The sequence below is a fragment of the Streptomyces sp. NBC_00996 genome, assembly GCF_045162675.1.
Taxonomy (GTDB): domain Bacteria; phylum Actinomycetota; class Actinomycetes; order Streptomycetales; family Streptomycetaceae; genus Streptomyces.
The window spans coordinates 5,229,210-5,243,065 of record NZ_CP108723.1 but is presented as its reverse complement, the minus strand read 5'-3'; the positions used below and the strand labels follow the sequence as shown (position 1 = coordinate 5,243,065).

General features: G+C 72.1%; 8 protein-coding genes, 2 tRNA genes, 1 other RNA gene and 1 pseudogene. 6 read left to right on the top strand and 6 right to left on the bottom strand.

The genetic code is table 11. The features are described 5' to 3' along the window. Window positions 1-65: 65 nt before the first annotated feature. Window positions 66-153, bottom strand: a tRNA-Ser gene (locus OG390_RS24685). A gap of 71 nt (window positions 154-224) precedes the next feature. On the opposite strand from OG390_RS24685, the gene ffs reads away from it, so the two are divergent. The 6 genes from ffs (at window position 225) to OG390_RS24655 (ending at window position 9,400) form a co-directional block, all read left to right on the top strand. Continuing rightward, window positions 225-323: signal recognition particle sRNA small type (gene ffs, locus OG390_RS24680), an RNA gene on the top strand. A 171-nt stretch (window positions 324-494) separates the two neighbouring features. After that, window positions 495-2,783, top strand: a complete 2,289-nt coding sequence (locus OG390_RS24675) for a DNA polymerase III subunit gamma and tau (protein WP_406171098.1) — start codon at window positions 495-497, stop codon at window positions 2,781-2,783. 91 nt (window positions 2,784-2,874) lie between these two features. After that, on the top strand, window positions 2,875-4,128 hold the full coding sequence (purD, locus tag OG390_RS24670; protein ID WP_406171097.1) for a phosphoribosylamine--glycine ligase: 1,254 nt from the start codon (window positions 2,875-2,877) through the stop codon (window positions 4,126-4,128). 430 nt (window positions 4,129-4,558) lie between these two features. Next, window positions 4,559-6,376, top strand: a complete 1,818-nt coding sequence (locus OG390_RS24665) for a hypothetical protein (protein WP_406177840.1) — start codon at window positions 4,559-4,561, stop codon at window positions 6,374-6,376. Window positions 6,377-6,848: 472 nt separating this feature from the next. Further along, the gene (locus tag OG390_RS24660) at window positions 6,849-8,390 is read left to right on the top strand and encodes a N,N-dimethylformamidase beta subunit family domain-containing protein (protein ID WP_406171095.1); all 1,542 of its coding nucleotides are present in this window, start codon (window positions 6,849-6,851) and stop codon (window positions 8,388-8,390) included. A gap of 110 nt (window positions 8,391-8,500) precedes the next feature. After that, entirely contained in the window at window positions 8,501-9,400 is a 900-nt protein-coding gene (locus tag OG390_RS24655; protein ID WP_406171094.1) for a phosphoribosylaminoimidazolesuccinocarboxamide synthase, read from the top strand. Window positions 9,401-9,574: 174 nt separating this feature from the next. Here OG390_RS24655 and OG390_RS24650 read toward each other — a convergent pair. The 5 genes and pseudogenes from OG390_RS24650 to OG390_RS24630 all read right to left on the bottom strand — a co-directional run bounded on the left by OG390_RS24650 (window position 9,575) and on the right by OG390_RS24630 (window position 13,843). After that, window positions 9,575-9,647, bottom strand: a tRNA-Gly gene (locus tag OG390_RS24650). A gap of 23 nt (window positions 9,648-9,670) precedes the next feature. After that, the gene (locus OG390_RS24645) at window positions 9,671-10,309 is read right to left on the bottom strand and encodes a response regulator (protein ID WP_406177838.1); all 639 of its coding nucleotides are present in this window, start codon (window positions 10,307-10,309) and stop codon (window positions 9,671-9,673) included. 503 nt (window positions 10,310-10,812) lie between these two features. Next, window positions 10,813-12,042: pseudogene (locus OG390_RS24640) on the bottom strand (sensor histidine kinase); the annotation flags it as partial. Window positions 12,043-12,062: 20 nt separating this feature from the next. Further along, on the bottom strand, window positions 12,063-12,878 hold the full coding sequence (locus OG390_RS24635; RefSeq protein ID WP_406171092.1) for an ABC transporter permease: 816 nt from the start codon (window positions 12,876-12,878) through the stop codon (window positions 12,063-12,065). Continuing rightward, window positions 12,875-13,843, bottom strand: coding sequence for an ABC transporter ATP-binding protein (locus OG390_RS24630; RefSeq protein ID WP_406171090.1), 969 nt, complete (start codon window positions 13,841-13,843; stop codon window positions 12,875-12,877). The genes OG390_RS24635 and OG390_RS24630 overlap by 4 nt, the downstream gene beginning before the upstream one ends. Window positions 13,844-13,856: the final 13 nt, after the last annotated feature.

Genomic DNA, 13,856 nt, shown 5'->3' with positions numbered 1-13,856 from the left:
CGGACAACGACGAAGGGCCCCACCGCGAACGGTGGGGCCCTTCGACATCGTGCCCGGTGAGGCACTGGCGGAGGATACGAGATTCGAACTCGTGAGGGGTTGCCCCCAACACGCTTTCCAAGCGTGCGCCCTAGGCCTCTAGGCGAATCCTCCGCCGCAAACAATACAAGACGTTGAGGAGTGCTCGCGAACTCGTTCCCCCTGCCCAGATCCTGTACTCTGTGCAGAGCCCCTCACGTGGCGCTATCTGACTGAACTCCCCCAGGGCCGGAAGGCAGCAAGGGTAGGTTGGCTCTGGCGGGTGCGTGGGGGGCGCTTGCGTTTGCGGGGACGGCGGGGATGCGATCCGCCGCGATCTCGGGGGGCGATCCGCCGGGATGCCGGACAGGGCGGGGATCGGGGATCGGGGATCTAATCCGCCGGGACGTCGGGGACGCCGGGGATGCGTTGTCGGGCGGTCCTTGTTGTCAGTGGGCGCCTATAACCTCGTATGCGTGTCGTCTCTCGCGCTGTACCGCCGCTATCGCCCGGAGTCGTTCGCCGAGGTCATCGGGCAGGAGCATGTCACCGACCCGTTGCAGCAGGCGCTGCGGAACAACCGGGTCAATCACGCGTACCTGTTCAGCGGTCCGCGCGGGTGCGGGAAGACGACCAGCGCGCGGATTCTGGCGCGGTGTCTGAACTGCGAGCAGGGGCCTACGCCGACGCCTTGCGGGGAGTGCCAGTCGTGCCGCGATCTCGCGCGCAACGGTCCGGGGTCCATCGACGTCATCGAGATCGACGCCGCTTCGCACGGTGGTGTCGACGATGCCCGTGACCTGCGGGAAAAGGCCTTCTTCGGGCCGGCGAGCAGTCGGTACAAGATCTACATCATCGACGAGGCCCACATGGTGACGTCGGCCGGCTTCAACGCGCTGCTGAAGGTCGTCGAGGAGCCGCCGGAGCACCTCAAGTTCATCTTCGCCACCACCGAGCCCGAGAAGGTCATCGGGACGATTCGATCGCGTACACATCACTATCCGTTCCGGCTCGTGCCGCCGGGGACTCTTCGGGAGTACCTGGGCGAGGTCTGTGGGCGTGAGGGCATTCCGGTCGAGGACGGGGTGCTGCCGCTGGTCGTTCGGGCCGGCGCGGGGTCCGTGCGTGACTCCATGTCCGTCATGGATCAGCTGCTCGCGGGGGCGGCCGAGGCCGGTGTGACGTATGCCATGGCGACCTCGCTGCTCGGGTACACGGACGGGTCGTTGCTGGATTCCGTCGTCGAGGCCTTCGCCTCCGGTGACGGCGCCGCGGCCTTCGAGGTCGTGGACCGGGTCATCGAAGGGGGTAACGACCCCCGGCGGTTCGTCGCCGACCTGCTGGAGCGGCTGCGGGATCTCGTCATTCTGGCCGCCGTGCCCGATGCCGCGGAGAAGGGGCTCATCGACGCTCCGGCCGATGTGGTGGAGCGGATGCAGGCCCAGGCCGGGGTCTTCGGCGCCGCCGAGCTGAGCCGCGCCGCCGACCTCGTCAACGAGGGGCTGACGGAGATGCGCGGCGCCACCTCGCCGCGGCTCCAGCTCGAACTCATCTGCGCGCGCGTGATGCTGCCCGCCGCCTACGGGGACGAGCGGTCCGTCATGGCCCGGCTGGACCGCATCGAGCGCGGGGTGAACTTCTCCGGTGGCGGGGGCGGCCCTGTCATGGGGTACGTGCCCGGGCCCGAGGTGCACGGTGCGGCGCCCGTGCCGACAGGCCAGGCCGTGCCTCCGGGAAGCGGACCCGCGGCGGCTCGTGCGGCGGTGCGGGGGGCTGGACCTGGGGGAGGCGGTTCCGGCGCCGGGGCCCCGCAGGGCGTGGGAGCGGCTCCCGAGCCGGCGGTGCCCGCGGTTCCTGCGGTGCCCGCGACGCCTGCGGTCGGCGCGCCCCCTGCTGCCCCGGTGGCCCCTCCCGTGGCCGCGCAACCGCAGGCGCCGGCTGCTTCGCCCCCGGCCGGCGCTCCGGCGGAGGCCGCGCCCGGTGCCTGGCCCACCGCCACGGCCGCGGGCAGTGGCCGGCGTCCCGGAGGGTGGCCGACGGCGGCCCCAGCGGGTGGGGGGCAGCCTCCGGCACCGTCGGCTCCCGCTCCGGCGCCCACGCACGCTGCCACTCCTGCCGCGGCCGCACCCGCCCCTGCCACGGCGCAGGCCCCTGGCGGCCCCGACCCCCGCATGCTGTGGCCGAACATTCTGGAGGCGGTGAAGAACCGCCGCCGGTTCACCTGGATCCTGCTCAGCCAGAACGCGCAGGTGACCGGCTTCGACGGTACGACCCTGCAGATCGGCTTCGTCAACGCGGGCGCGCGGGACAACTTCGCGAGCAGCGGCAGCGAGGAGGTCCTGCGGCAGGCGCTGTCCGAGCAGTTCAACGTCCAGTGGAAGATCGAGGCGATCGTCGACGCCTCGGGCGGTTCGGGCGGTTCGGGCGGTCCGGGCGGCTCCGCACCGGCGGGTCCTGCCGGCTCAGGGTTCGGCGGCGGTGGTTACGGCGCGGCCCCGGCCGCCCCCCGCCCCGCGCCCCAGCAGCCGCCGGTCCAGGCGTCGCGCCCCGCGACTCCCCAGGGCGGCCCGTCCGCGGGCCACGCCCCGGCCGCGCCCGCCACGGCACCGACCCCTCCTCCGGCCCCCGAACCGCCCCCGGTCGCCCCCGAGGACGACATCCCCGAGGACGACGACCCCGACCTCGACGAGTCCGCCCTCTCGGGCCACGACCTGATCGTCCGCGAGCTGGGCGCGACAGTGATGGAGGAGTTCTCCAACGAGTGACCCCCTTTTCGGAGGATCCCACCAACGCCCAGCACCCCCCGCTTCGGAAGCCCCCACAAAGGCACCCGCTCACGGCGGTTAGGCTGACCCCGTGAAGGTCCTCGTCATCGGTAGCGGCGCCCGCGAACACGCCCTGTGCCGTTCCTTGTCCCTCGACCCCGACGTCACCGCCCTGTACTGCGCCCCCGGGAACGCAGGCATCGCGGAGGTGGCCGAGCTGCACGCGGTCGACGCCCTCGACAGCGCCGCCGCGGCCGCGCTGGCTGCCGAGCTCGGCGCCGAGCTGGTGATCGTGGGCCCGGAGGCCCCGCTCGTCGCGGGGGTCGCCGACGCCGTGCGCGAGGCGGGCATCCCCTGCTTCGGCCCCTCGAAGGAGGCCGCGCAGCTGGAGGGCTCCAAGGCCTTCGCCAAGGACGTGATGGCGAGTGCGGCGGTCCCGACCGCGCGCTCGTACGTCTGTACGACGCCCGAGGAGGTCGAGGAGGCGCTCGACGCCTTCGGAGCCCCGTACGTCGTCAAGGACGACGGGCTGGCGGCCGGCAAGGGCGTCGTCGTGACCGACGACCTCGAGAAGGCCCGCGCGCACGCCAACGCCTGCGACCGCGTCGTCATCGAGGAGTTCCTCGACGGCCCCGAGGTCTCGCTCTTCGCGATCACGGACGGCGAGACCGTCGTCCCGCTGCAGCCCGCCCAGGACTTCAAGCGCGCGCTGGACGGCGACGAGGGCCCGAACACCGGCGGCATGGGCGCGTACTCGCCCCTCCCGTGGGCGGACCCGAAGCTCGTGGAGGAGGTCGTGGAGAGCGTCCTCCAGCCGACCGTCGACGAACTGCGCCGCCGCGGCACACCGTTTTCCGGTCTTCTTTACGCGGGTCTGGCGATCACCAGCCGTGGCGTACGGGTCATCGAGTTCAACGCCCGCTTCGGCGACCCGGAGACCCAGGTAGTCCTCGCCCGCCTGAAGACCCCGCTCGCTGGCGTGCTGCTGGCCTCGGCGAACGGCACCCTCGCCGATCTGGCGCCGCTGCGCTGGAGCGACGACGCCGCCGTCACGGTGGTCGTGGCCTCGTACAACTACCCGGACACCCCGCGCACCGGCGACCCGATCACCGGGCTCGACGAGGTGGCGGCCCAGGACGCCCCCCACGCGTACGTCCTGCACGCCGGGACCAAGCGCGACGGCGACGCGGTGGTGAGCGCGGGCGGCCGTGTGCTCTCCGTCACGGCGACCGGCACCGATCTCACCGAGGCCCGCCTCCGTGCGTACGCGGCGGTGACCCGCATCGGTCTCGACGGTTCGCAGCACCGCACGGACATCGCGGCGAAGGCGGCGGCAGGGGAGTAGCCCCGGTCGCGGACCAGTCGCAGTCCAGTCGCACCCGCTCATCCCGCCGAGGCGCCTTCGCCGCTCGGCAAGCTCCCGGGCCCCGGATTCCGCACGGAATCCGGGGCCTCTTGCTGCCCGGGTTTCCGCACGGATTTCTGCACCCTCGCGTGGATTTCTGTACGGAACCGGGGCCTGATCGTTGCCCACCGTCATCCACCTTTCCCCAAAGCCATTCCATCGAGTGACCGATGCCCCATCCGGCTGACGGGGACCGAGGCCCCAACTAGGGTGCGGCGAAAGCGTTCCGGCACTTGGCCCACCGGCATTGCGATGTCAGTGATGGGTGCCACAGTGGGGGAGTGAGCAACACCAGGGCATCCGTCGGTGCGGGCTGCGAGACAGTCGGCGCGGGGCGGACAGTAGGGGGTGACGTCCGGTCGTGACCGGTATGGGTGTGGAGGTGGGCGCGCAGGCCGCGCGTTCCCGGGCTCTCGCCGTGCTGCGCATACGCAGCAGGGCGTTGGCCGTCGCCCTGCTGCCCGCGGCCGTCGCCGTCGTGCTGCTCGTGGGCGGCTCCACCGGCCATATCGTCGGCGGGCACTGGGGGATCACGCGCTGGATCGTCTCGGTCCTCGCCGCGATCGTCCTCCTCGCCGCCGCGGGCATCGCGCTCGTCGTGGCCCGCTCGCGGCCGGCAGTGAGCCCCACCGTCCCGATCGCCGAGGAATCGGCGCCCGACCTCTACCGCATGGTCCGCGACCTGGCCGACCGCCTCGACGTCCCGGCACCCTCGGCGATAGCGCTCACCCCCGACTGCGACAGCTGGTTGGAGGACCGGACCCACCCGGCACACGGCCCGCCCCCGCCCGAGGGCAGGGACGAGATAGAGGGAGTACGAGGCATATGTGGAGCGCGGGGCGTACGGGGACTGTCGACACAGCCCCGCCGTGCCCCCTCCGCGCCGGTCCTCGTCATCGGCTCCCCCTTCCTGTGGTGGATGCGGGTCGGGGAACTGCGCGCGGTCCTCGCCCCGGTCGTCGCCGGTACGGGCCCGTCGGCGCACCCCGACATAGCCGCGGCCCGTCGCTTCGTACGAGGCCTGGACGCGGCCGTGGCCGTGACGTCGACGCCCGCCCGTGGCCCGCTCTCCCGCACGGTGCTCGGCGCGGTCGGCTGGGTGACCCGCCTGCTGCTGCGCAGTTGCCGGGGCCACGCGGCCGAGATGGAACGCGGCGTGGCGGCCGCCGCGGCCGAGCGTGCACAGGCTGTGGACTACGGCCTGCGGATCGTCGCCCAGGAGCAGGTGGGTCTGGCGTACGCGGGATGGGACCGGCTCCTGACCCGGGTCGCGCTGCCCGCCTGGCGGATGGGCCGTTGGCCGTCCCGGCTGGACGCGGGTGTCGTCGCGGCCCTGACCGAGCTGTCCCGCCGTGACCGCCTGGCCGAGGGCTTCGCCTCCCGCCTCGGCGAGCGCCCCGCCTGCGACCTGCTCGAAGAGCCCGGCACAGTGGACGAGGCGGCCTCGCTCCTCGCCGCCCGCCTTTTCCACGGCGGTCCTGCCGAGTCCGGGCCGGACTGGGCGCCGGTCGACTGGCAGGACTACCCGGAGGAGGTCGTCGACCGCAAATGGCGCACCGACGCGGCCCGTCTCCACCGGGTGCTGGACGCGCTCGGCGTGCGGCACTCCACCGACCCGGCGGCACGTGACTCGGACGGGCCGACGCTGGCGCGGGTGATGGACCACCTGTCCGCGCGGCCGGAGGACCCGGACTCGGCCGCCCTCGCCACTTCCCGCGAGGACGCGTACGCGCAGATGGGGATGACCGAGGACGAGGACGACGCGGACCTCGGCCTCGGGAACGAGCGGACGGCTTCGCTGGCGGCCGGTCTCAGCGCGGAGCTGGCCCGCGAGGAGGCGTCGGCGCCGCCGCCCGCCCCCGTCGGGGGCACGGAGCCGCACGACCCCGCCCGGGCCCTCTGGGACGACGGGATGCTCCCTCTCTTCCCCCTTCAGCCACCCCGCACAGGCCGGGAGCTACTGGCCGACCACGTCACGGCGATGGTGTGCTGCGCGGCGATGGACACCGCCGGGGCGGCGCCGGGCCTCGACTGGCTCGACGGCCCGTCCCTCCTCATCGACGGCGAACGCGCCGCCGACCTGGGCCCGCGCGTCCTCAGTCTCGTCGAGACCGGCGACCCCGCGCCCCTCCGCGACTGGCTCCGCCACCTCGGCGTCCGCCCCGAGAAACCGGTTCGCCTGGTCTGAGACCCCCGGCCGCGCCCCACGAGCGAGTCTTTCGCCCCCGCCGCCCCTACCCGTCCCGTACCTGGGGGCTGCCGCCCCCAGCCCCCGCTTCGGCCTTGACGGCCTCGTCCTCAAACGCCGGACGGGCTGAAAGTCCTCCAGCACCGCCCGGACTGACCAGTGCAACGGGGATTCCGTCGGGCGGGTGGGATGCCGGCACGGCCCCGCCCCACCCACCGGCCGCAGGCGGAACCACCCACCGGCGCGAACCGCCCCGCCCACCAGCGCAACCCCGCCCACCAGCGGAAAGGCGGAACCATCACCGACGCAAACCCGCCCCACCCCCCGACGGCAAGGCGGAGGCAAACATTCCACTCGCGTCAATTCGCGACGAACGGTGACGGACTGCGTGCGTAATGTGATGTGCTGGGACCGATCGCGCACACGGCAAGGGCTTGCAAGGACGACGGGGGCAAAAGGGAGGGGAGCAGGCATGGGGTCGGAGCAGATTCGCCGCTGGGAGTCGGGCGCACTCGCGCACGCCGTGACGGACCCCTTCGGCCAGGGCCCCGTCCCCTGGCTCCGCGGCGACGAGCACTACTTCGACGACACCGGCCACGTCGTCCCCTGGTACATCGATCACCTCGACCCCACCCAGGGGGGCACCACTCTCGTACGGGACGAGCACGAAGACCGCGACACCAGGGCCAGGTCGGCCAAGCGACCCATCCCCCACCCCCGAGTCGGAGGCCCCCGCTCCGCCGACGACGTCCACCGCCAGATCAAGGGGTTCACCTCCACCGGCGCGGCCGCCCCCGGCGAGGCCATCGACTTCCACATCACCGTCGACCCGCCTCAGGAATTCAGCGTCGACATCTACCGGATCGGCCACTACGGAGGCGACGGTGCCAGCAAGATCACCACCAGCCCCCGCCTCTCCGGCATCGTCCAGCCTCCGCCTCTCACCGCCGACCGAACTGTCTCCTGCCACCACTGGTGGCTGTCCTGGCGCCTCCAGATCCCCACCTACTGGAGCATCGGCGCGTACGTCGCGGTGCTCACCACCGCCGACGGCTACCGCTCCCACGTCCCGTTCACCATCCGCGACAACCACCCCGCCGACCTGCTCCTCCTGCTCCCGGACATCACCTGGCAGGCGTACAACCTGTACCCGGAGGACGGCCACACCGGCGCCAGCCTGTACCACGCGTGGGACGAGGACGGCCGCCTGCTCGGCGAGGCCGACGCCGCGACGACGGTCTCCTTCGACCGGCCGTACGCGGGCGCGGGCCTCCCGCTCCACGTGGGCCACGCCTATGACTTCATCCGCTGGGCCGAGCGCTACGGCTACGACCTCGCCTACGCCGACGCCCGCGACCTGCACGCCGGCCGCGTCGACCCCACCCGCTACCGCGGCCTCGTCTTCCCGGGCCACGACGAGTACTGGTCGACGCAGATGCGCCGCACCACGGAACTCGCCCGCGAGAACGGCACATCGCTCGTCTTCCTCTCCGCCAACACGATGTACTGGCAGGTGGAGTTGGGCCCGTCCCCGTCCGGCGTCGCCGACCGACTGCTGACCTGCCGCAAACGCAAAGGCCCCGGGAAGCCCGCGCTGTGGCGTGAAATCGACCGCTCCGAACAGCAACTCATCGGCATCCAGTACGCGGGACGTGTCCCCGAACCCCACCCTCTCGTGGTCCGCAACGCCGACCACTGGCTGTGGGAGGCGACCGGCGCCCACGAGGGTGACGAGCTGGAGGGCATGGTCGCGGGAGAGGCCGACCGCTACTTTCCCCGCACCCCGCTCCCCGAGCACCAGGGCAGGATCCTGCTCTCCCACTCCCCGTACCGGGACAGCGAGGGCGCCATCCGCCACCAGGAGACGTCGCTCTACCGGGCGCCGTCCGGCGCCCTGGTCTTCGCATCCGGAACCTTCGCGTGGTCCCCGGCCCTCGACCGCCCCGGCCACGTCGACACCCGTATCCAGCGAGCCACGGCCAACCTGCTCGACCGCATCTGCAAACGCGACTGACCGGGCACCGCACGAAGGGCGTCCCGAACGTCACCACACACCCCCTGGCCAAAGCCGCTCCCCGCATACGGGAGAATCGAGCCAATTGGACAGAACCACGGGGAGGAACCGTGTCCGGATTCGTTGAAAAGCCCGAGCCCCTGGAGGTTCCGGGTCTGGTGCATCTGCACACCGGCAAGGTGCGCGAGCTGTACCAGAACGAGGCGGGCGACCTCGTGATGGTCGCCAGTGACCGCATCTCCGCCTTCGACTGGGTGCTCCCCACCGAGATCCCCGACAAGGGCCGCACGCTCACCCAGCTCTCCCAGTGGTGGTTCGACAAGCTCGCCGATCTGGTCCCCAACCACGTCCTGAGCACCGAACTCCCGCCGGGCGCCCCCGACGACTGGGCCGGCCGCACCCTCATCTGCAAGTCCCTGCGGATGGTCCCGGTCGAGTGCGTCGCGCGCGGCTACCTCGCCGGTTCCGGCCTGGTCGAGTACAACGAGTCCCGCACGGTCTGCGGCCTCGCCCTCCCCGAGGGCCTCGTCGACGGCTCCGAACTCCCCGCGCCGATCTTCACCCCCGCCACCAAGGCCGCCGTCGGCGAGCACGACGAGAACGTGTCGTACGAGGAGGTCGCCCGCCAGGTCGGCGCCGAGACCGCGGCCCAGCTGCGCCAGACGACCCTCGCCGTCTACAACCGCGCCCGCGACATCGCGCGCGAGCGGGGGATCCTCCTCGCGGACACCAAGTTCGAGTTCGGCTACGACGGCGAGACGCTCGTCCTCGCCGACGAGGTGCTGACCCCGGACTCCTCCCGCTTCTGGCCCGCCGACGAGTGGGAGCCGGGTCACCCCCAGCCGTCCTTCGACAAGCAGTACGTCCGCGACTGGCTGACCTCCCCCGAGTCCGGCTGGGACCGCAAGAGCGAGCAGCCGCCGCCTGCGCTGCCCCCGCACATCGTCGAGGCGACCCGCGCCAAGTACATCGAGGCGTACGAGCGCCTGACCGGCACGAGCTGGTCGTAACCCCCACCGGGCCCGGCGACCAGCCGGGCCCGAGCACACGCGGAATCCCCGAGCACACGCGGAATCCCCGAGCACACGCGGAATCCCCGAGCACACGCGGAATCCCCGAGCGCGCGAAGGGGCCCCGAACACACGAAGAAGCCCCCGACCTGAGGTCGGAGGCTTCTTCTGCGGAGCGGACGACGAGGCTCGAACTCGCGACCTCAACCTTGGCAAGGTTGCGCTCTACCAACTGAGCTACGTCCGCACTGCGCCGTGGCGCGAGAGCAACTATACCCAACCTCGCTCGCGCGCGAGTCGCACCGCCGCGTGACGGTTCTCCGCCCCGAGCTTGGAAGCGGCCGACGACAGATAGTTCCGTACGGTCCCCTGGGACAGCGCGGCCCGCTCGGCGATCTCCGCGACGGGCGCTCCGTCGGCGGCGAATTCGAGCAACTCGGCCTCGCGCGCCGTGAGCGGCGAGTCCCCGGCGGAGATCGCGTCGGCGGCCAACTCCGGGTCCACATAACGGTTTCCCGCATGCACCGTACGAATGATCTCCGCGAGCCGCTGTGCGCTCACCGTCTTCGGGACGAACCCACGCACACCTGCCGCAAGCGCCCGCTTCAGATGCCCCGGCCGCCCGTGACTCGTCACGATCAGCACCTGACAGTCCGGCAGTTCGGCCCGCAGCGATGTGGCTACCCTCACACCGTCCGCCCCCGGCATCTGCAGATCCAGGACGGCGACATCGGGCTCGTGCGCCCGCGCCATCGCCAGCGCCTCCGGCCCGGTCGCCGCCTCGGCCACCACGACCAGGTCGTCCTCCAGGGCGAGCAGCGCGGCGAGCGCTCCCCGGATCAGATGCTCGTCGTCGGCGAGCAGCAGACGCACGGGTGGGGTGGAAGGGGCGTCCGGTGCGGACGTGATGGGAGAGTCGGACGGTACAGACGTCACGGGGTGACCTCGCTCACTGGATGTGCACCGGACAGCGGAAGCGGCCCTGCTTCCGAAGCCGGATCCTCGACCGAACCGGGCCCCGACCTCGAATCCGCCGTCGGCCTCGACCCCGAACCCGACCTCGCCCCCGAATCCGCCGTAGGCCCCGGCCTCGAACCCGGCCTTGCCCCCGAATCCGCCGTCGGCCCCGGCCCCGAACCCGACCTCGCCCCCGAACCCGGCCTCGCCCCCGAACCCGGCCTCGCCCCCGAACCCGGCCTTGCCCCCGAATCCGCCGTCGGCCCCGGCCCCGAACCCGACCTCGCCCCCGAACCCGACCTCGCCCCCGAACCCGACCTCGCCCCCGAACCCGACCTCGCCCCCGAACCCGACCTCGCCCCCGAACCCGGCCTCGCCCCCGAACCCGGCCTCGCCCCCGAATCCGCCGTCGGCCTCGACCCCGAACTCGCCCGCGAACCCAACCCCGAATCCGCCACCGGCCCCGGCCGCATCGGCAGCGGCACCTCCGCCGTCAAGCGGAAGACACCCTCTTCGGCAGGCCCGGCCTGCAGCACCCCCTCCACCTCTGTGAGCCGCTCCCGCAGTCCCGCGAGCCCGGACCCCCTCCCCGGCTCGACGGCGGACCCCGAGCCGGGCGCCCCGTCGTTCTCGACGGTGAGGGTGACCCGGCCCTCCGCCACCCGCAAGGACACCGCACACTTCTCCGCGTCCCCGTGCCTCAGCACGTTCGTCGTCGCCTCCCGTACGACCCAGCCGAGCGCCGACTGGACCTGGGTGGGCAGTGCCGTTGCCGAGCCCGTGACCTCGCATTCGATACCGGCGGCCGTCAACACGCTCTGGGAGCCTGCGAGTTCGCTGCCGAGGTCGGCCTCGCGGTAGCCGCGTACGACCTCGCGCACCTCCCGCTGTGACTCCCGGGCTATCCGCTGAACCTCGACCATCTGGTCCTCGGCTTCCGGTCGCCCGCGCCGGGCCAACTGCACGGCGAGCTCGCTCTTGAGGGCGATCACCGCCAGATTGCGGCCCATCACGTCGTGCAGATCGCGCCCGAAGCGCAGCCGTTCCTCGGCGACGGCGAGGCGGGCGCGGGTCTCGCGGGCCTCGTCGAGTTCGTAGACGGCGTTGAGCAGCCAGACGGAGAAGGCTGCGGTGAAGGTGAGGAACCCGGCGGCCAGCATGACGACACCGGCTGTGATCAGCGCGGAGGGGCCCGGGAAGCCCAGTGGAAACGACACCGCTCCGGCACCCGCGGCCGCACCGACCACCGCGTGCGTCATCCTTCGAACGTTGCGCGTCCCGAGGGCGAGCGTGCCCGTGCCGAACGCTATGACGCCGACGAACAGCGAGGCGGCCAAGCGGACCTCGGCATCGCTCGCCGGGCGCCATTCGGTGCCCGAGAGGACGACCGCCACGACGGCGACGACGGCGGTGCCCACGGCCAGCGCGATCAACATGCGCCCGGGCTGCTCCCGGGTTCCCCGCGCCCAGTCCAGCGCCCGCGAGGCAGTCACCGCGCAGAGGATGGCGTGTCCGCACACCAGCAGGAACAGCATCCAGGACAGGGCCGGCGACACGGTCCCGAAAACAGGCAGTCCGATCGACACGACCTCGATCACGGCGAAGAAGTGGAACGACCACCGCGTGTACGTCTCGACCTTCGCCGGTGTGCTCTTGCCCCGCCACCAGCCACCCGGCCTGCTCATGCCCACCCCCGCATCCGTGGTCACCGCCGCGGTTCCCAGCGGAACCTCCGCCGTACAGCAAACACCGCGAGCACGATCCAGGCCACCGCCGTCGCGAGGGCGCCGAGGGCCTCGTGCGCGGAGAGGTCGCCGGTCCAGCCGCCGCGTATCAGGGTGATCACCGGGGTGAGGGGCAGTAGTTCGCAGGCCGAGGCCAGCCCGTCGGGCATCACCTCAAGAGGGAAGAACGTGCCCGAGCCGAGCAGGGAGAGCAGCACCAGGGGCATGGCGGCGACCTGGGCTCCCTCCACGCTCTTGCTGAAGTTCGCGGTGACCGCGGCGAGCGGGGGCCACATCGCCAGGCCCAACAACAGCCCCAGGACGGCGAAGTGGGGAGCTTGGGGCGCCCCGATGTCCAGGAGTGCGGCGCAGGCGACCGTCAGGAGCAGGCACTGCACCAGGCCGATCGCGACCGATGGCAGCGCCGCGCCCGCGAGGATCTCCGCGTCCCGCAGCTCCCCGGTGCGCAGCCGCTTGAGGACGAGCTCCTCGCGGCGTGCCGCGTACACGCTCACCAGCGAGCTGTAGACCGCGAAGAGAAGTGAGAGGCCGACGGAGGACGGCAGGACGACCGAGCCGACCGAGAGCCCGGCGCCCTTCAGGTCCATCTGGTCGACCGTCGAGCGGAGGCTGAACGGCAAGGTCAGCGGTACGAACACGGCGGCGGCGAGCGTCGCCTTCGCGCGCCCCAGCAGGGTCAGTTCGGCGCGTGCCAGGGCGGCCATCCGTCCCACGGTCGTGGTCGTACCCCTGCTCGTACCCGTACCCATGCCCGTCGTGACTGTCGTTCCGCTCATGCCGCCGTCTCCTTCTCGCGTACCCCCGTGCCGTGCGCCGCCGTCTCCCGGACTATCCGCAGGAACGCCTCCTCCAGCGAGGCCGACCGCACATCGAGCCCCCGCAGCTCGATGCGCGCCCCATCGGCCCACAGCAGCAGTGCGGTGGCCGTCCGCTGCAGCTCACCGGTGCGCAGCTTGATGACGCGGCCCGCCGTCTCGTGGTCCATCACGCCGAGTTCGGCGAGCGGCGGCAGGTCTCCGAGGAAGTAGCCGTCGGGCAGTTCGAAGGAGATCCGGGACGGCTGGGAGGCGGTCACCTCGGCGGGGGTGCCGGAGGCCGCGATGTGCCCTTCGTGGAGGATCGCGAGACGGTCCGCCAGCTCCTCCGCCTCTTCCAGGTAGTGGGTGGTCAGCAGCACCGTCGTGCCGCCGTCGCGCAGCTCGCGCACCAACTCCCAGGTGCTCCGGCGTCCTTCGGCGTCGAGTCCGGTCGTCGGTTCGTCGAGGAAGAGGACCTCGGGGCGGCCGAGCAGCGCGAGTGCCAGGTCCAGCCGCCGTTTCTCGCCCCCGGACAACTGCTTCACCCGTACCTCGGACCGCCGCGCGAGGCCGACCAGGTCCAGGGCCTCTGCCGTGGGGCGTGCCCCGCTCGTGCAGCCCGCCCACATCCGTACGGTCTCGGCGACGGTCAGCTCGGAGGGGAAGCCGCCCTCCTGCAGCATCACACCGATCCGGGGCCGCACGGCCGCCCGCTCCGCATAGGGATCGCGCCCGAAGACCCGCACCCGTCCGCCGGCCGGGGGCGCGAGGCCCTCCAGCAGTTCGACGGTGGACGTCTTGCCCGCGCCGTTCGTGCCCAGCAGGGCGAAGAGCTCTCCGCGGCCCACGGAGAAGGTGACTCCGCGAACCGCCTCGAAATCTTCCCCGTACACACGCCGCAGATCAGTGACCTCGATCACGTCATCGTGCTCGTTCGTGTTCATGAAATCAGCGTCC